This window comes from Deinococcus fonticola (assembly GCF_004634215.1).
In the GTDB taxonomy this organism is placed as follows: Bacteria; Deinococcota; Deinococci; order Deinococcales; family Deinococcaceae; genus Deinococcus; species Deinococcus fonticola.
Map to the genome: position 1 here is coordinate 90,386 of NZ_SMMH01000002.1, position 17,201 is coordinate 107,586.

Annotated in this window: 12 protein-coding genes; 3 read left to right on the forward strand and 9 right to left on the reverse strand. The window is 66.7% G+C overall.

The genetic code is table 11. From position 1 onward, the window contains the following. Window positions 1-7: 7 nt before the first annotated feature. Window positions 8-3,337 carry a DEAD/DEAH box helicase gene (locus E5Z01_RS01800; RefSeq protein ID WP_135227803.1) on the reverse strand — a complete coding sequence of 1,110 codons (3,330 nt, stop codon included), beginning with the start codon at window positions 3,335-3,337 and terminating at the stop codon, window positions 8-10. A gap of 399 nt (window positions 3,338-3,736) precedes the next feature. Between E5Z01_RS01800 and E5Z01_RS01805 the strand changes: the two genes are divergently transcribed. From E5Z01_RS01805 to E5Z01_RS01815, 3 genes are all read left to right on the forward strand, one after another. Further along, a complete protein-coding gene (locus tag E5Z01_RS01805; RefSeq protein WP_135227804.1) occupies window positions 3,737-5,392 on the forward strand; it encodes a chloride channel protein in 1,656 nt (551 codons plus the stop codon). Further along, on the forward strand, window positions 5,393-6,619 hold the full coding sequence (locus tag E5Z01_RS01810; protein ID WP_135227805.1) for an MFS transporter: 1,227 nt from the start codon (window positions 5,393-5,395) through the stop codon (window positions 6,617-6,619). 312 nt (window positions 6,620-6,931) lie between these two features. Then, on the forward strand, window positions 6,932-7,690 hold the full coding sequence (locus tag E5Z01_RS01815) for a shikimate dehydrogenase (protein WP_135227806.1): 759 nt from the start codon (window positions 6,932-6,934) through the stop codon (window positions 7,688-7,690). On the opposite strand, the gene E5Z01_RS01820 is transcribed toward E5Z01_RS01815, so the two are convergent. The 8 genes from E5Z01_RS01820 to E5Z01_RS01860 form a co-directional block, all read right to left on the reverse strand. Beyond that, window positions 7,687-8,625 carry an aldose 1-epimerase gene (locus tag E5Z01_RS01820; RefSeq protein WP_135227807.1) on the reverse strand — a complete coding sequence of 313 codons (939 nt, stop codon included), beginning with the start codon at window positions 8,623-8,625 and terminating at the stop codon, window positions 7,687-7,689. The genes E5Z01_RS01815 and E5Z01_RS01820 overlap by 4 nt on opposite strands. Then, the gene (rlmB, locus tag E5Z01_RS01825; protein ID WP_135227808.1) at window positions 8,622-9,332 is read right to left on the reverse strand and encodes a 23S rRNA (guanosine(2251)-2'-O)-methyltransferase RlmB; all 711 of its coding nucleotides are present in this window, start codon (window positions 9,330-9,332) and stop codon (window positions 8,622-8,624) included. The genes E5Z01_RS01820 and rlmB overlap by 4 nt, the downstream gene beginning before the upstream one ends. 206 nt (window positions 9,333-9,538) lie before the next feature. Beyond that, entirely contained in the window at window positions 9,539-10,249 is a 711-nt protein-coding gene (locus E5Z01_RS01830; RefSeq protein WP_135227809.1) for an ABC transporter ATP-binding protein, read from the reverse strand. Between the two features lie 2 nt (window positions 10,250-10,251). Continuing rightward, window positions 10,252-11,064 carry an ABC transporter ATP-binding protein gene (locus E5Z01_RS01835; protein WP_135227810.1) on the reverse strand — a complete coding sequence of 271 codons (813 nt, stop codon included), beginning with the start codon at window positions 11,062-11,064 and terminating at the stop codon, window positions 10,252-10,254. Further along, window positions 11,061-11,984 (reverse strand): branched-chain amino acid ABC transporter permease, encoded by a 924-nt coding sequence (locus E5Z01_RS01840; RefSeq protein WP_135227811.1) that lies wholly within the window; start codon window positions 11,982-11,984, stop codon window positions 11,061-11,063. The genes E5Z01_RS01835 and E5Z01_RS01840 overlap by 4 nt, the downstream gene beginning before the upstream one ends. Before the next feature lie 192 nt (window positions 11,985-12,176). Beyond that, entirely contained in the window at window positions 12,177-13,151 is a 975-nt protein-coding gene (locus E5Z01_RS01850) for a branched-chain amino acid ABC transporter permease (RefSeq protein WP_167757714.1), read from the reverse strand. 123 nt (window positions 13,152-13,274) lie between these two features. Further along, entirely contained in the window at window positions 13,275-14,438 is a 1,164-nt protein-coding gene (locus tag E5Z01_RS01855) for an ABC transporter substrate-binding protein (RefSeq protein ID WP_135227812.1), read from the reverse strand. A gap of 319 nt (window positions 14,439-14,757) precedes the next feature. Next, window positions 14,758-16,938, reverse strand: coding sequence for a putative bifunctional diguanylate cyclase/phosphodiesterase (locus tag E5Z01_RS01860; protein WP_167757715.1), 2,181 nt, complete (start codon window positions 16,936-16,938; stop codon window positions 14,758-14,760). Window positions 16,939-17,201 lie beyond the last annotated feature (263 nt).

A 17,201-nucleotide genomic window follows, 5' to 3' on the forward strand; every position in this document is an offset into this window, starting at 1 on the left:
AGCCGGGTCACTCGCCGTCGAGCGGGGCGAACAACCGGTCGAGGTCCTGCGCCGAGAGTTGCGTGGCGTCACTGAGGCCGCCGTCCAGAATGCCGCGGGCCAGCGCCGCCTTGCGCGACTGAAGGTCGAGGATGCGTTCCTCGACGCTGCCCGCCGCGATGAGCTTGTAGACGAACACAGGTTTGTCCTGCCCGATGCGGTAGGCGCGGTCCGTGGCCTGATCCTCGGCGGCGGGGTTCCACCACGGGTCGTAGTGAATGACCGTGTCGGCGGCCGTCAGGTTCAGGCCCACGCCGCCGGCCTTCAGGGTAATCAGGAAGACGTGGGTTTGCCCACTCTGGAAGGCCTCGATCTGCGCCTGCCTGTCCACGGTCTGCCCGGTCAACTTGCTGTAGGGGATGCCGTGCGCCTGCAAGACCGGTTCCAGGTGCCCCAGCAGCGTGGCGAACCCGCTGAAAATCAGGACGCGGCGGCCTTCTTCGATCATCTGTGGCAGGTTGCCTTCCAGCCAGTCCAGTTTGGCGTTGTTCGCCACGTGCCGCGCTGCTTCCAGTTTTACCAGGCGCGGGTCCGTGACCGCCTGGCGGAGTTTCAGCAGGGCGTCCAGAATGGCGATGGTGCTGCGGGCCAGCCCGCGCGACTGCAACTCCTCGCGCACGCGGCTTTCCATGGTGACGCGCACCGTCTCGTACAGGTCGCGCTGGTCGCCTTCCAGCGTGACGCGCACCGGAATTTCGGTTTTGGGCGGCAACTCGCGGGCCACGTCGCGTTTCTCGCGGCGCAGGATAAAGGGGCGCACCCTGGCGGCCAGCGCGGCGCGGCGGTACGGGTCGCCTTTCTTCTCGATGGGCGTGCGGTACAGCTCCCGGAAGGTCTTTTCATCGTGCAGCAGGCCCGGCGCCAGAAAGTGAAACTGAGACCACAACTCGCCCAGGTGGTTTTCCAGCGGCGTGCCGGTCAGGCACAGGCGGTGGCGGGCGTTCAGGCTGCCCGCCGCCTTTGCCGCCGCCGTCTTGCTGTTCTTGATGTTCTGCGCCTCGTCCAGAATCACCAGGTGGAACTCGTGGGCATTCAGTTCCTCGATGTCACGCGGGAGCAGCGGGTAGGTGGTGAGCACCAGGTCGGCCTGTGGCACGTCGGCAAACCGCGCCAGCCTGTCCTTGCCATGCAGCGTCAAGACCCGCAGGGACGGGGTGAATTTTGCGGCTTCGGCCTCCCAGTTCCCGATGACGCTGGTCGGCACCACGACCAGGCTCGGACGGTCGGCGCGGCCCTCGTTTTTCTCGTGGAGGAGATGGGCCAGCGTGGTCACGGTCTTGCCCAGCCCCATGTCGTCGGCCAGGATGCCGCCCATTTCGTACTCGCGCAGAAATTGCAGCCAGGCCAGCCCCTGGAGCTGGTAGGGCCGCAGTTCGGCCTGCAGTCCGGCGGGCGGGTCAAGGGGTTGAATCCCCCCGAAGTCGCGCAGTTTCTGCCCCAGGATCATCAGGCGTTCGGCGCCCACCCAGCGGGCCTGCACGGCCTGTTCGAGGCTGGCGAGGCGCACGGCGTCCAGCAGCGGCAACCTCAGCGGGCCTTCGGGCAGTTCACGCAGGTGCAGTTCCACCAGGACGCTGAGAATGGCGCGGACGCGGCCGGCGGGCAGGGGAACGCGCCGGCCGTCGCCCAGCGTGGCAAAGATCAGGTCGTCGTCGTTCAGGGCGTCGAGTGCGCCGGGCGTGAACAGTTCCGGCTGGCGGGCGATCAGGTCGGCCAGCACGGGAATCAGGCTGACGCGCTGCCCGTCCACGACAATGCCCAGGTCGAGCGTGAACCAGCCGGGTGTCTGCCCGTCCTGCGCTTCGCCGTACCAGTCGCTGATTTCCGCGAAGCGCAGCGGGAAGTCCGGGTGAATGATGACGTCGATCCCCTGCCGTTCCAGGGCCTCGACGCCCACCCGCATGAAGTCCAGCCAGGATTCCTCGTCGCCCAGCGAGAGGAGCCCGGCCACCTGCGCGGGCAGGGTGTACTCGAAGAAGGTGTCTTCCAGGGTCTGGAATCCGGCCTCGCGGATGGTACGCTCGGCGCGTTCCTCGGCGCGCGGGCGGCGGGGCACGCGCACGATGTGGCCGCCGTGAACCACGGTCACGTGGCTGGCCTGCGTGCCAGTTTCGCGGACTTCGGAGCCGCCGTAGGCGCGGCGGTACTCGGCGGTGGGGAAGGTCACAACCTCCTCGCGCAGGGCGTCCTCACTGAGCACCCCGGCGGTGGTGGTGCGGCTGCTCAGGTGCAACTGCGGCGTGAACGGCAATTCCGCCTCGGTGACGTTCAGGCTGACGGGCACGGGCAGGGGTAGGTTGCTGGCGTTCATGGCCTGCGCCAGGGCCTCGGCCTGCGCGGCGTTCACGGCGGGACCACTCAGGAAACGGGCGACCCGTTCGGGGGGGCCGGCCACCTCGATGCGCGAGAGCGTCATGAAACGCGGATCGACCGCCCAGGGCCGCGCCAGCGGCAGCACGATGGCCCCCGGTACGTCCAGCACGATCAGCGACGGCAGTTGCAGGCCGACTTCATCGGTGACCCAGCCGGGTTCGCCTTTCAGTACTGGCCCGCGGGTCAGGCGCGTGGCGGCGTCCCCCCAGCACAGCCGCCCGGCGTCCAGCAGCGTGTCCAGCAAGAGCGTTCCCGCCGGGTGATCCAGCACGGCGTACAGGGTGTCCTCCCAGCGTCCGGGCGCGTGCGCGGGCAGCGTGGCGACCTCCATCAGTTGCAGGGCGTCCGCGTCCCGCTGCACGAAAGCAGGCGCGGCACTGACTTTCTTGGGCATGGGGTACGGTTCCGCCGCCGCCACGTTGGCCGCGCCCGTCAGCAGCGGCACGCGCAGCAGTTGTAGGGTGGCCCGACGCGACTGGGCCGGCAGGCCGCGCACTGTCACGTTCTGCACGCGCAGCACGTATCGCAACTCGTACTGCCTCCCGCGCCCGCCGCCTTTTTCTTCCACGCTCTCGAAGCCGGACAGCCACTGCCGCAGACGCGGGTCGAGCGTGTCCAGATTCACCGCCAGCTGCCGCGAGGGGGGCGCCCCCTCCGGCGGGTCCGTCGCCAGCACCAGGGCCGCCGCGTGACGGCAGCGGTAGCGCCCGCACGAGCAATTCGACTCCAGCAGTTGCGGATCCGGTGGGGGCGTGACCTCGATCGAGGGGAAGTACTCCACGCCGCCGTCCACGACCACGCCACTGGCCTTCCAGCCGCGCTCCGTCCACTCGCGCCGCACGCTGGTCACCGCCTCCTGCCGCAGGGCCAGCGCCTGAGCGGCCGCGTCCAGCCCGAATCCAGGCGGCAAACGGCTCAGTTTCACGCGCTCACCAGAGAGGTGCGCCGCGCAGCGTCAATGGTCAAGTCACTGAGGATGGACGCAACAAACACATCCCGCAGAATAGCGCCAATTTACTGAACGTGCCGCAGAAGGGCGAACCGGGCAGCGCTCAGGCCCGCCCCATCCGCCGAGAAGCCAGACTGTCAGGGCGTCGAGCACAGTGAAAACACCAGGTGCCACAGCCAAAATCCCAAGACGGAAGGGAGAGAAACCAGTCGTTCCTGATTTAACAGGTCACCTTCCTGGACTTCTGAAGCAGGTCTCTGAATTTCGTCATGCGTGGAAGGGCATCACTCATGAGTCTATTCTTCGTCCTGCTCTTTTAAATTCACTCGCTCTGCTCGGACAAAATCACTGCGTTCTTTTGTCTAATGCTCTAGGATGTCGGGCGTGCGTTCTCCGTTTCCCCGCGCCATGTTGACCCGTCTGGAAACAGGACGGATCGTGGTGCTGAGCCTGCTGCTGGGGATGCTGGTGGGCGGGCTGGGCATCGTGCTGCGGGTGGTGCTGGATGTCGTATTGCCGTGGGGCGCGTGGCTCACGGGCTTCTCGCCACCGGGGCCGCCGGGCGAGGGCGGGCTGCTGATGGCCTTCGGGGACGCCTTGCCGTGGGGACTGCTCTTTTTGCCGTTCATCGGTGGCCTGTATGCCTGGCTGGTGCCTGCCGAGCCGGGCGCCCCTTACTCGCAGCTGGTGCGGGGCTACCATGCGCGGGGCCAGTGGCCGGACGTGTGGACGGGCTTCAGGACGCTGCTGGCCACGGTGATTGCGCACGCGTCTGGCCTGCTGATTGGCCGGGATTCCGCTTTCGTGATGGTGGGGCAGATCGGCACGCGCCTGCTGGGCCGGGCCACGCGGCTGGACGCCGTGGAGAGCCGCACGCTGATGCTGGCGGGCGCGGCGGCGGGGCTGGGAACGGCGCTACACGCGCCCCTGGCGGCGGCAGTTTTGATCGTGGAGATTCTGTACCGCCGCTTCGAGTTCGAGTTCGAGGTGCTGATGCCGTGCGTGCTGGCGGCGGTGGCGGCCTACGCCATCTACGGGCTGGGGTTCGGGTTCTCGCCGCTGCTGAGCGTGGTGGGGGCGCAACTGCCGGCGGCGGGTCAGGTGCCGCTTTACCTGTTGCTGGCGCTGATCGTAACGCTGCTGGGCTGGATTCTGCTGTTTGCCGCGCGCGTGGTTCCCAGCGCGTGGACTGACGGCTGGTTGCGCCCCGTGCTGGGCGGCCTGTTCGGCTTGCTGACGGCTTCAATGGCGCTGCTGAGTGCGCCGGGCGTGCTGGGCGACGGCCTGGGCTGGTTGCAACTGGGCCTGAACGGGTTTCTGAGCGAGAAGGTCATGGAAGTGGCGGTGTGGCGCTGGCTGCTGCTGGCGCTGGGGGCCAGGCTGGCGTTTGGGGGCGGCCTTTTTCCCTCGGTGGCCACCGGCGGGTTGCTGGGCGTGGGTCTGGGGATGGGCCTGGGGCTTGACCCGGCGGTGTCGGGCTTGATCGGCGCGACGGCGTTTCTGACCGTGACACTCAACGTTCCGGTGGGCGCGGCGCTGCTGGCGGTGGCGTGGGGAGGGGACACCCTGCTGCCGGTGGTGCTGGTGGCGGCCGGTATGGCGCACTTCCTGAGCGGCGAGACAGGCATCGTTCCCGGCCAGGTGCGTTCTCGGGCGGTGAGTGGGGCCCACGCCACGCCCACCTTTGCGCCGCTACCGGATACGGTGCGGTTCATGGCGCCGCGCTCACCAGCCCAACCCGCTGCGCCTATTCCCTTCGATGCCCCGGCCGACGGGCAGGCCCACGAGGGCGCGGCCGCGGCACCGGAGCGCGAACTGTACCGACGCGCCGTGCCGGGCGGGTGGCAGGGCACGAAACTGCATCTGGTGTCGTTGCCGCCCGGGGTGGAAATCGTGGGCATCGTGCGCGACGGAACCGTGCGCGTTCCCCGCCCGGAAATGCGCCTGACCGCCGACGATGAACTGGTGTTCCTGGCCCGCCCGCAGGCTTACGCGGCCCTCGAAGGGTTGCTGCGCCTGCCCGGAGCTTAAATGACTTCCCTCAGGGGCTGGAGCCGCAACGAGTGGCTGGGGTTCCTGAACGGCTGCGGCGTCTCGATCGGCGACGGGTTCATGAGCGTGACGGTCGTTATGGCGGGCTTCGCGGCGCGGCTGGGAGCGCCCAACTGGGTGATCGGCCTGCTGCCCGCCATCGCCGGGGGCGGGTGGATGTTGCCGCAACTGCTGGTGGCGGCCCGCGTGCGGCCCCTGGCCTACAAGCTCCCGGTGTACCGCTCGGCGGCGGTCGTGCGCACGGCCATGTACGTCACCATGGTGCTGGTCACGGCGTTCCTGGCCCAGCAGCCCGCGCTGTGCCTCACGCTGTTCATCCTGGCGATGCTGGTCAACGCCCTGGCCTCCGGCGTGTCCGGGCTGCCGTTTCTAGAGGTGGTCAGCAAGGTCGTCGCGCCCGAAAACCGCCCCCGTTTCTTTGGCCTGCGCAACCTGTACGGCGGACTGCTGGCGTTCGCGGCGGGGCTGGCGGTGCGCTGGATTCTGGCCTCCGGGCTGGCCTTTCCCTACAATTACGCCCTGATTTTTGGCCTGGGAACGCTGGCATTTACCTTCGGGTACTGGGTGTTCGGGCGGGTGCAGGAGCCGCCGGACACGCCGCAGCCCGCGCAGGGGTTCCGGGGGGAAGTCAGGGCCATCCCCGAAACCCTGAAGGATCCGCACTTCCGCGCCTTCCTGACGGTGCGTCTGCTGCTGGCCGCCGCCACCATGAGCGAACCCTTCTACGCCGTGTACGCCCTGCGGGAGCTGCATTTCCCGGTGTCCACGCTGGGTGTGTTCGTCATGACCCTGACCGGGGTCGCACCTTTCTCGAACCTGGGCTGGCAACGCCTCGCCGAGAAACGCGGTTCGCGGCGCATCATTCGCTTTGCGGCGCTGTTCTACGGGTTGGCCCCGGTGTGGGCTTATCTGGTGGGGCGCCTGGACTGGCCCAGCTGGACGTACCTGGGCGTGTTCGTGCTGTCCAGCGTCGCCACGCAGGGCTTCAACCTGGGCTTCACCAACCACCTGCTGAACATCGCGCCCGAAAACGCCCGCGCCCGTTACATCGGCACGCTGAACACCCTGGTCGGCGCGGCCCTGTTCATGCCCGTGCTGGGCGGGCTGCTGGCCGACCGCAGCGGCTACGCCACGGTCTTCATCCTGAGTGGCCTGCTCAGCCTCGTGGCGTGGTGGTTGTGCCGCGGCCTGAGGCGCGACGCCTGAACAAGGGCGAGCGGTAGTGAGCGAACTCAGCATCGGCGGACTCTTTGCTGGACGCCAGGGAAAGACCATTCAGGAGTTGAGAGGATCGAGACGAAGCCCTTTCAGACGGCTCAACGGCCCGACAAGACCCTTTGGCCTGGCCGCTTCAGGAACGGACGCAGGGGCATCCTCTGGAGCAGTCCTCCGAATGCCGTTCTGCGCAAAAACCACTCCACATCACTCCGTTCCTCGTCCTGCTCGTTTAAATTCACTCGCTCTGCTCGGCCAAAAAGCACTTCGTTCTTTTGTCGAATGCTCTAAACTGCCTCTTGCATGCTCATTCCCGCCGATGCTCCCCTGGCCCTGATCGGGTACTCCAGTCGCGCCGCCCGCGCCCTGTCTGCCCTGGGCCTGATCACGCTGCCTGTGCCCGACGGTCTGCCCGCCGACCTGATCGGCGCCTGCCAGACCCTGAAATTCAGCGGGGCGCTGGTGGCCCCCGCGCAGGGCCACGCCTGGCTGGGCGCGGTGACCGCCGACACCGACGCCCGCCGCGCCGGGCGGGTAGACGCCGTGTCTTTTCACGGCGCGGCCGGGGCTCAGGGCACCTTCGCTTACGCCGAAGCCCTCTCGGACGCGGTGCGGGCCAGCGGGTACGCCGTGGTGGGGGCCAGCCTGCTGATCATCGGTCACGGGGTCAGCGACATGGTGCTGGCCGCGCCGATCGCCCGGCTGGGCTTTACCGACATCGGCCTGGCCGCCGACTCCGCCCCCGAGGCCGAGCGCGTGCGCCGCGAACTGCCCAGCGTGCCGCGCCTGTTTCCGGTCAGTCGCCGCGACAGCAGCGTCAAAGCCCTGGCCGACCGCAGCGACCTGGTCGTCCTGACCGGCGGGGAATTGCCGCGCGGCCTGCTGCAGCCGTACCACACCCTGCTCGACCTGACCGGCAGGGAAAAACCCAGTGCCGACGGCGCCACCCTGCTCGACTTGTACGACCTGCCGGCCCATCATCTGGCGCGGCAACTTCAGCATGCCACCGGCAAAAGCTACCGCCCCGAGGAACTCAGTCAGGTGAGCGCGGCGCTGTCCTAGCCCCTTTGGCTTGATGATTTCGGTTCGCCCGACCACGCCCCGCCCAGGCTCAGGCGCATGGTGCCGGCGAGGCTCTGACCGGAGGCCAGCGTGCGCATGTCCACGCCCGCCACGCCCCGCGCAGCCAGATTGAAGGCGTCGGTGGCGTGCGAGACAGGCTCCAGCGCCAGCGAGCCGTCCGGGGCGGTGTACACGATCAGGTGCGAGAAGATGTTGTCCGCCGTGATCGTCAGGCAGCGTTCTCCCCAGTCCAGCACCGCGATCTGATCCCAGGCGGTGTAGGCCTGGTCGACCTGCCGCTCCCCGATCCGGGACGGCGTGCGGTAGTCCTCGGCGGGCGCGACCGGCCTGGCTTCGCCGGTGGCCAGAACGCGCTCATCGGTGTCGTAAGCCAGTGCGGCGTCGAAGGACAGCAGAGGATCGACGCCCTCGTGCAGGCGCGTGAAGTACGGGTGAAAGCCCACCCCGGCGGGCATCTCGCGCGAGTCCACGTTGGTCAGGGTAATGCTGGTGTCGAAGTGCGGGCCGTGCAGGATGTACTCCACACGAACCGTGAAGGCCCAGGGCCAGTTCATGTCCGTGCCAGTTGTATCAGGAAAGGCGCGGCTGTCGAAGGTGCAGGCCAGCCGCGAAGGGCCAGCGGGGGAGACCTGCCAGGGGCGATTGCGCACGTCCCCGTGCTGCGCCAGACCGTCGCTGGTGGTGGGCTTCAGGGCCACCTCCTGGCCGCCAAAGGTGAATTTGGCGTCGCGGATGCGGTTGCTGTACGGGGCCAGGGTAAAACACGCGCACTGGCTGCTGGTCTTTACGTCCTCCAGCTTCACCTCGCGCATAATCGGGCGGCCTGACGCGGCCCGCAGGTTCAGGATGCTGGCCCCCACTTCCGGCAAGACCTCCAGCGTGAAGAACTCGTTCCTGAGGGTCTGGACGTTCATGCGCGGCCCCGCGTGGCCTCATAGAGCAGAATGCCGGCGGCGACCGAAGCGTTCAGGCTCTGCACCTGCCCGCGTGTGGGAATGCGGATCAGCGTGTCGCACTTCTCACGCACCAGCCGGCGCATGCCCTCGCCCTCCGCGCCGATCACCAGCGCCACCTTGCCGGTAAAGTCGGTGCGCGTCACGTCCTGCGCCGCCTCGCCCGCCGCGCCGTACACCCACACGTTGTCGGCCTTGAGCTGATCGATCAAGCGGGGCAGGTTCTTGGTCTGTGCCACCGGCAGGTGGGTGGTCGCGCCCGCCGCCGTTTTCGCCACCACCGGCGAGAGCGGGGCGCTGCGGCGTTCCTCGACCACCACGCCGTGCGCCCCCAGCACCTCGGCGCTGCGGATGATCGCGCCGAAATTGCGCGGGTCCGTGATGCCGTCCAGCAGCACGATCAGCAGCGGTTCCTGGCGGGCATCGGCGCGGTCGAGAATGTCGTCCACACTGGCCCAGGCCAGGTCGTCCACCTCGGCCACGACGCCCTGGTGCCCCGTGGTGCCCACCAGTTGATCCAGTTCAATGCGCGATGTCCAGCGCACGAAGGCCCCCGTGGCCTTGACCTCACGCACGAACGCTTCCTCCACGCCCCGCGCCAGCGTGACCTCCTGCACACGCCCCTCACGCAGCGCCTCCAAAACCGGGTTCCGACCATACAGCAACATGCCTGACAGTGTAGATCAGGCCGACGAAAACACCGAACCGACCACCTTGCGTGGCTACCACCCCCGACCAGGCGCGGTTGGACGGCGGCTGTTGACCTGTTTGTCCAGCTTTCCAGCGAGCACCGAAACGGAAAAAGAGAAGATGATTCATCCTCTCTTTTTCCAAGCGGTATGGGTTGTGATCGGAGCCCCTGGCCCTGGGCTGTTTACCCGCCCAGGTAGGCGTGCAGGACGCGCTCGTCGTTCAGAAGTTCGGCGCTGGGGCCGCTGAAGGTCAGTTGCCCGGCTTCCAACACGTAGGTGCGGTGGCTGGCCTGCATGGCCAGTTTCGCGTTCTGCTCGACCAGCAAGATGGTGGTGCCCTGCTCGTTAAGCTCACGGATGATGTCGAAAATCTCGCGCACGATCAGCGGAGCCAGGCCCAGGCTGGGCTCGTCCAGCAGCAGCAGTTTCGGGCGGCTCATCAGCGCCCGGGCAATCGCCAGCATCTGTTGCTCGCCGCCCGAGAGGGTGCCGGCAAGCTGGTGGCGGCGCTCTCCCAGGCGCGGAAAGCGGGCGTACATGCGCGCCAGGTCCTGCCGCACGCCCGCCGCGTCCCTGCGGGTGTACGCGCCCAGTTCCAGGTTGTCCTGCACGCTCTGGCGCGCCAGCACCTGCCGGCCTTCGGGACTCTGCGCTACGCCGATTTTCACGGCCTCGTCGGCGGGAATGCGGGTAATGTCGCGCCCGGCGAAACGCAGGCTGCCCGCCACCGGTTTCAACATGCGCGACACCGCCCGCAGGGTCGTGGTTTTCCCCGCGCCGTTCGCGCCGATCAGGGTGACGACTTCGCCCTCGTCCACGTGCAGCGAGATGTCGCGCACGGCCTGAATGGCCCCGTAATTTACGCTGAGCCGGTCGATTTCAAGCAGCGGCACGCTTACTCCCCCCCCAGATAGGCTTCGATGACTTTCGGGTCGCGCTGCACGTCGGCGGGGTTGCCCACCGCGATCAGTTGCCCGAAGTTCAGCACGGCCACCCGGTCACACAGGTTCATGACCAGCGGCACATGGTGCTCGATGACCAGCACGGTCAGGTCGAAGCGGTCACGCACCTCGCGGATGAAGGAAGTCAGTTGCCCCTTCTCGGCGGTGTTCATGCCCGCCGCCGGCTCGTCGAGCAGCAGCACGCGCGGTTCGGTGGCCAGCGCGCGGGCGATTTCCAGTTTGCGCTGGTCGCCGTAACTGAAATTTCCTGCACCCTCGCCGGCCCGGTTCGAGAGGCCCACCAGGTCAAGGAGTTCCCAGGCTTTGCGTTCCACACGGGCTTCCTCTTCACGGGCCAGGCCCAGCACCCCGGACCACAATCCGGCCCTGGTGCGGATGTGCTGCGCGATCTTCACATTTTCCAGCGCGGTCAGTTCCTTGAACAGGCGGATGTTCTGGAAGGTGCGGCTCAGGCCCAGCGTCGCCACGCGGTGCGGCGCGAGGCCCGTGACCTGCTGGCCCTGGTAAGTCAGGGTGCCGCTGCTGGGCGGCGTGAGGCCGGTCATCAGGTTGAACAGCGTGGTTTTGCCCGCGCCGTTCGGGCCGATCAAGCCAAACACCTCACCCTCGCGGACATCGAAGGACACGTCGTTCACGGCCACCAGCCCGCCGAAGCGCCGGGTCATGTTTCTGGCTTCCAGCACCACCGGGCGCGCCGCCGTGGCCGCCCCTGTGGCCGCTGCTGGGGAAAGGTTGGCGGCGGTCATCCCTTCACCTCCGGCAGGGCGGTGGGACGCTGTGGCGGGCGGGCCTTGCCCAGTTTCTGCAGGGCTCCCACGATGCCGCGCGGCAGGTACAGACTCGCCACCACCAGCACCAGGCCGTTGATGACCAGACGCCAGTCGGCCAGGCCGCGCAGCAACTCCGGAACGGCGGTCAGCAGGGCGCCGCCCACCACCGGCCCCCACATGCTGCGGTTACCGCCGATCAGCACAAAGGCCAGAATGGCAATCGAGGCGTCGAAGGTGCCCTGCCGGGCGTTCCACGAACTCAGCAGCGGCGCACTCATGGCCCCCACCACCCCGGCCAGCACCGCGCCGATCACGAAGGCCGTGACCTTGTAATGCGTGGGGTTGACGCCCATGGCGTCCGCCGCCAGCTCATCCTCGCGGATGGCACGAAAAGCCCGGCCTACCCGGCTGCGCTCCAGCTGCCGCGTGAATAGCAGCGCCAGCACAAGCAGCGGCCCGAACAGCAGAATGTACTGCCAGCGGTCCGCGAACCCGAACGGTTGCGGCACGCCGAAAATGCCCACCGCGCCGCCTGTGATGGTCAGGTTCAGGCTCACCACGCGCAGAATTTCCACGAAAGCGATGGTCGCCAGCGCCAGGTAGATGCCGCGTAGCCGCAGTGCCGGAACCCCCACGATCAGCCCCAGCAGCCCCGCCAGTACGGCGGCCACCACCCACGTCAACACGAACATGCCGTTGCCCAGGCTGTCGCGCAGCGCACCAAAAGCCGGGTTCGTAAGCATGATGGCCGCCGTGTAGCCGCCCAGCGCGTAAAAGCCGGGGCTGGCCAGGCTCAGCTGCCCCGCCTGAAAGGGAAAGTACAGGCTCAGGCCCAGCAGGCCCGCCTGCACCATCGTCACCATCAAAAAACCGTAAGTGGAGAGAAAATCGTTCATTGCACCTTCTTCGGGGGGTGGGTGGCGAGGGGTGAAAACCAGGTTTCCGCGTCTTCCACACTCTCTTTAGAGCAGTTCTGCGAATTATGCGCTCTGTGGAAGGGCACCCCAGAGCGCTCCATTCTCCGTCCTGCTCATTTAAATTCACTCGCTCTGCTCGGCCAAAATCACTGTGTTCTTTTGTCAAATGCTCTACACTTTCTGAATGACGGCCTTGCCCAGCAGGCCTTGCGGGCGCACCAGCAGGATGATGAACAGCAGCGCGAACGCCACCACGTCCTTGTACGCGCTGTAGTCGGCGGGCACGAACGCTTCGGCCAGGCCGATCACCAGGCCGCCCAGCACCGCGCCGGGAATGCTGCCCAGGCCGCCCAGCACGATGACCGCCAGGCCCTTGAGGCCGTAGGCCACGCCGAAGTAAGGGCCGGAAATCCCGAAGCCGGTGCCGACCAGCGTGCCCGCCAGGCCGCCCAGAAAGCCCGACAGGAAAAAGGTGATCAGGATAAAGCGGTCCACGCTGATGCCCAGCAGACTGGCGGTGCCGGGGTTCTCCGCGACGGCCCGCAGCGCCTTGCCGATCTTGGTGCGCCCGATCACGTACCCCAGCAGGCCCAGCATGACCAGGCTCACCAGGAAAATGATGATCTGCACCGTGCGGATGATCACGGTCTTGCCGCCGATCTGGAAACTCAGGGCGGGGGGCGTCTCGCCGTAGGCGTTCTGCGGGAAGTTGTAGATTTCGGCGCCGACCAGCAGTTGAATGAGGTTCACGACGACCAGCGCCACGCCCAGGCTGCTGACCAGCGCCAGCAGCGGGTCGGCGCCGCGCGCCCGCATGGGCCGGAAGGCCAGCCGCTCGATCAAGACCGCCACCCCACCCGCCAGGGCGGCGGCCAGCAGGGTCGCCAGCGCGAACATCCAGGGGTTTCCGGCGAAGGGAGAATTGCCCCCGAACAGGTCGATGCCCTTTAACAGGCCGTTGTTCTCGAACTGCCCGACCACCAGCGTGTACGTGAAGTACGCGCCCAGCGTGAACACTGCCCCGTGCGCAAAATTGATGATGCCCAGAATCGAGAACACCAGCGTGTACCCCAGCGCAAAAATGGCGTACACGCTGCCGATCGCCAGGCCGTTCATGACACTCTGAACAAATTGACTGAGTTCCACAGAGATTGGCTCCTTCAAGGGGGCGCCGTCAGCCCTGTTCATGCTGACGGCGCGGTGAAGCGGTGAGCTTTGTGCCCTGAGCTGGCCTGGCCGGCTGGCCTCAGGGGGCAAAGCGCACGGCCCTTACTTCAGGTACACGAACGAGCCGTTCTTGGCGTCCTTCATCTTGATCTGCGCGACGTAGAAGTCCTTCTGGTTCACCTCGCCTTCCTTGTCGAAGGAAATGGCCCCCAGCGGCGTGTTGTACTTGCCCAGCAGCAGTTGCTTGTTGAGTTCCACCCGCAGGTCGTCCAGATCCCAGGTGCTGATTTTCTTCTTGCGGTCGATGGCTTTCAGGGCTTCGACCATCACCTGCACGCCCGCGTAGGTCTGCGCGGCAAACTGAGGCGGGTCTTTCTTGTACTGCTCGCGGTACGCCTTCACGAACACCTGGTTGGCGGCGCTGGGCTGCGCCGGGCTGTACGCCTGCGCGATGATCACGCCGTCGCACAGCTTCTGGCACACCGGGAACATGTTGCTGGTGTTCAGGCCGTTGCCGCCCACGATCAGGCCCTTGTAGCCCAGTTGCCGCAGTTGCTTGACCAGGTTTCCGCCGTCGGCGGCCAGGCCGGAAATAATCACCAGTTCCACGTTGGCATTCAGCACCGCCGTGACCTGCGTCGTGAAGTCGGTATCGGTCGTCTGGAACTTCTGCACGGTCGCCAGATCGATGCCCTGCTTTTTCACGGTTTCCTGGAAGGTGCCCGTTTCACTCACCGAGAAAGCGTCGTTCTGGGCGTACAGCACCGCCGCCTTCTTGATGTTCGGGTTGATCTTCACGGCCTGACGCACGGCGTTCGGCGCGACCACCGAGATGGGCGCGGACACCCGCGCGATGAAGTTCCCGATCTGCGGAATGCCCTTGGCGGTGTTGCTGGGGCCGACCACCGGCACTTTGGCGCGCTCGGCGATGGGGTCGGCGGCAAAGGCCTGCTGCGAGAGGGTCGGCCCCACGATGCCCACCACCTTGTCCTTGTTGATCAGGTTCTGAAAGGCGTTGATGGACGTGTTCTCATCGCCGCCAGCGTCCTGAAACACCAGTTTGAAGGGCGTGCCGTTGATGCCGCCGCGCGCGTTCAGGAACTTCTCGGCGAATTTCGCGCCGATGACCTGCTCCTGCCCCAGCAGCGCCACGTTGCCAGTCTGAGCGACGGACACGCCGATGGCGACGGGGGTGTCGACCTTCTGGGCCTGGGCGACCCCCAGGGCCAGGGTGAGCAGTGAACCGAACAAGATACCTTTTTGCATGTGCTTGCCTCCATGATGAGTGTCTTCAGCCCTTTCGCTGAAGTTCTTGTGAATGGTGCCGACACTATCTTGTCCAGGCCGCTCCGAGTCAAGACATGGAGGCAGGACACCACCCCTGGCTGAGCGCCGCCCCCGCCACAGCACCGCCTGGCCGCGAGTAAGTATCTAGGCAGGAACCCAGGCGCGGCGAACCGCACCTTGAGCACCAATTCAGAAATCTGGGGGAGCGCCTTGAGTGGCCTCTGCGCAAAATGCCCCGCCACAAAAGCGCCCCGTTCCGCTCATGGCGTTTTGCTTGTCGGCGTTGGAAGACGCGCGCCTAGCCCTGCCTACGCCCGTTGAGGTCGTGCACGACCTGGCCCGCCTCCGACAGCGGTAAGGGCCGGGAAAAGTAGTAGCCCTGCGCAAATTCGCATCCCAACGCCTCGAGCGCCGCCATTTGCTCCTGGTTCTCCACGCCCTCGGCCACCGCCGAGAGGTTCATGTTTTTCGTCATGGACACGATGGTGCGTACCAGTTCGCTGCTGCTGCGGCTTTCCAGCATGCTCGCCACGAACGACCGGTCGATTTTCAGGGTGTCCAGCGGGTAGTTGTGCAGGTAACTCAGGGACGAGTACCCCGTGCCGAAATCGTCGAGGTGCAGCTTGACGCCCAGCGCCTGCACGTCGCGCAGGGTCTGCCCGATGGCCTGCGGCTGCCCCAGCAACACGCCCTCGGTAATCTCGATGTTCAGGTGTTGCGGGTCAAACCCGGTCTGGGACAGCACCTCCCGCAGGAAGGCCACGGTGTCCGGCGCATTGAAGTGCTCGGCGCTGAAATTGACGCTGAGGCTCAGCACCCGCGCCTGCGGATGCTGGCGCTGCCAGCCGCTCATGTCCAGGCAGGCGCGGCGCAGCACCCAGCGGTCGATGTCCTGGGCCAGGCCCCTTTCTGCCGCGACCGGCAGGAACTCCGCCGGCCCCAGCAGGCCCCGGCGGGGGTGCTGCCAGCGCACCAGCGCCTCGAAGCCCGCCACCTCGTGCGAACTCAACTCGATGATGGGCTGGTACACCAGGCGCAGCTCGTCACGTACCAGCGCGGCCCGCAACTCCTGTTCCAGTCGCCCCTCGCGGATGGTCTGCTCGCGCATCTCGGCACTGAATACCTGACTGCTGCCACGCCCGGCGGCCTTGGCGCGGTACATGGCGATGTCCGCGTCACGCAGCACCTCGTCGGCGGAGGTGTACCCGGCGTCGCCCAGCACGATCCCCACACTGACCGACACCACCACCTCCTCCCCGTTCAGGTTCACGGGGGCACGCACGGCCTGCCGAAGCCTGTCCGCCAGCTCCTTGACCTGCGCCGGGGTCGGCGTGGGTTCCAGCAGGATCGTGAACTCGTCCCCGCCCTGCCGCGCCACCGTGTCCGACTCCCGCACCACCCCCCGCAGCCGCAGCGCCAGCTCACGCAGCAGCGCGTCCCCCGCCGGGTGCCCCAGCGTGTCGTTCACGGCCTTGAACCGATCCGTGTCCAGCAGCAGCACCGCGTAGGTGGGGTGGCCCACCTGCCGGGAGCGCGAGATGGCCTGCTCCAGTCGATCCGTGAACAGCGCCCGGTTGGGCAGGCCGGTCAGGGCGTCATGGAAGGCGTCGTGCTGCATCTGGCGGTTGGCGGCCTCCAGTTGGGCCGTGCGGGCGGTCACGCGGGCCTCCAGTTCACTGTTCAGGGTTTGCAATGCCTCCTGCGCCGCGCGTAACTCCGTGATTTCCAGGCCGTACCCCACCACCATGCTGAGTTCCCCGGTGTCGTCATACACCGGCGTGTACGTGCGGGCCTGCACCACCCGCCCGCGCTCGGCACTGTCGAACACTTCCTCGAACGTCACCGAGCGCCGCTCCTGCACCGACTGCCGGTAGTGCGCCTGCCGCCGCTCCAGCATGGCCCGGTCGAAATTCCGGTACGTGAAGTACTCCTCGTCCGTCTTGCCGATAATCCAGGCCCGGATTTCCGGGTTGCGAATGGCTGCCTCGTTGCAGAACACGTACTGCCCCTGCGGGTTCAGGATCGCCAGCGGCGCGGTCGGCACGTTCAGCAACGACTCGTAGAAGTGCTGCCTGCCGGACTTCACGGTGCCCTGCTCGCCTGCCAGGGGGGCGCACGTGAAGACCAGGCCCAGAGCACCACCCTTCAGATCCTTGAGCAGCGCCACCGAACACACGGTCAGCCGCACCCGGCCATCGGCATGCCGGAATGGCACCTCGACGCCCATCAGGCGCTCGCCCTGAAGGGCCCGCCGGATCAACCCGTCCAGGCGCAGACCCTCCAGCGGCGTGGAAAGGAGCGTATGAACCCGCTCACCAATCACTTCAGTGCCGTACCCCAGCAGTTGCTCGCACCCGGTATTCCAGCTTTGAACAACGCCATCCACGTTCGTTACGAACGTCGGCCACTGCAATTCCAGCATGGTGCGCTTCCAGTCCTCGGCACTTGTGGCATTGAATTGTGTGCGCAGCACCTGCATGACAGAACGCCACTTCTCAACCGTTGGCGGTGACTCCAGGTCAAGGCCGTGAGTTTGAAGGAACTGATCGAAAACGGAGGGGCGGTCAGGCATGGTCAGGCATAGTCAGGGTTCGTGTAAATCAGGAAAATCGGCTTTCACCGCTCAGTGTAAAGCACCTGCCTCACAGAAACCTGTCAGGTTCGACGGGCGAAACCAGGCCCCGGTTCGGGGGTTATACGGGTCTGAACTCTATTCCGCTCATCCGGGAACAGCACCCGAAT

What these genes read in the sequence shown, in the direction of transcription:
- E5Z01_RS01805 (WP_135227804.1), top strand. Translation starts at nt 3,737, where the DNA reads ATGTCGGGCGTGCGTTCTCCGTTTCCCCGCGCCATGTTGACCCGTCTG.
- E5Z01_RS01810 (WP_135227805.1), top strand. Translation starts at nt 5,393, where the DNA reads ATGACTTCCCTCAGGGGCTGGAGCCGCAACGAGTGGCTGGGGTTCCTG.
- E5Z01_RS01815 (WP_135227806.1), top strand. Translation starts at nt 6,932, where the DNA reads ATGCTCATTCCCGCCGATGCTCCCCTGGCCCTGATCGGGTACTCCAGT.
- E5Z01_RS01820 (WP_135227807.1), bottom strand. Translation starts at nt 8,625, where the DNA reads ATGAACGTCCAGACCCTCAGGAACGAGTTCTTCACGCTGGAGGTCTTG.
- rlmB (WP_135227808.1), bottom strand. Translation starts at nt 9,332, where the DNA reads ATGTTGCTGTATGGTCGGAACCCGGTTTTGGAGGCGCTGCGTGAGGGG.
- E5Z01_RS01835 (WP_135227810.1), bottom strand. Translation starts at nt 11,064, where the DNA reads ATGACCGCCGCCAACCTTTCCCCAGCAGCGGCCACAGGGGCGGCCACG.
- E5Z01_RS01840 (WP_135227811.1), bottom strand. Translation starts at nt 11,984, where the DNA reads ATGAACGATTTTCTCTCCACTTACGGTTTTTTGATGGTGACGATGGTG.
- E5Z01_RS01855 (WP_135227812.1), bottom strand. Translation starts at nt 14,438, where the DNA reads ATGCAAAAAGGTATCTTGTTCGGTTCACTGCTCACCCTGGCCCTGGGG.
- E5Z01_RS01860 (WP_167757715.1), bottom strand. Translation starts at nt 16,938, where the DNA reads ATGCAGGTGCTGCGCACACAATTCAATGCCACAAGTGCCGAGGACTGG.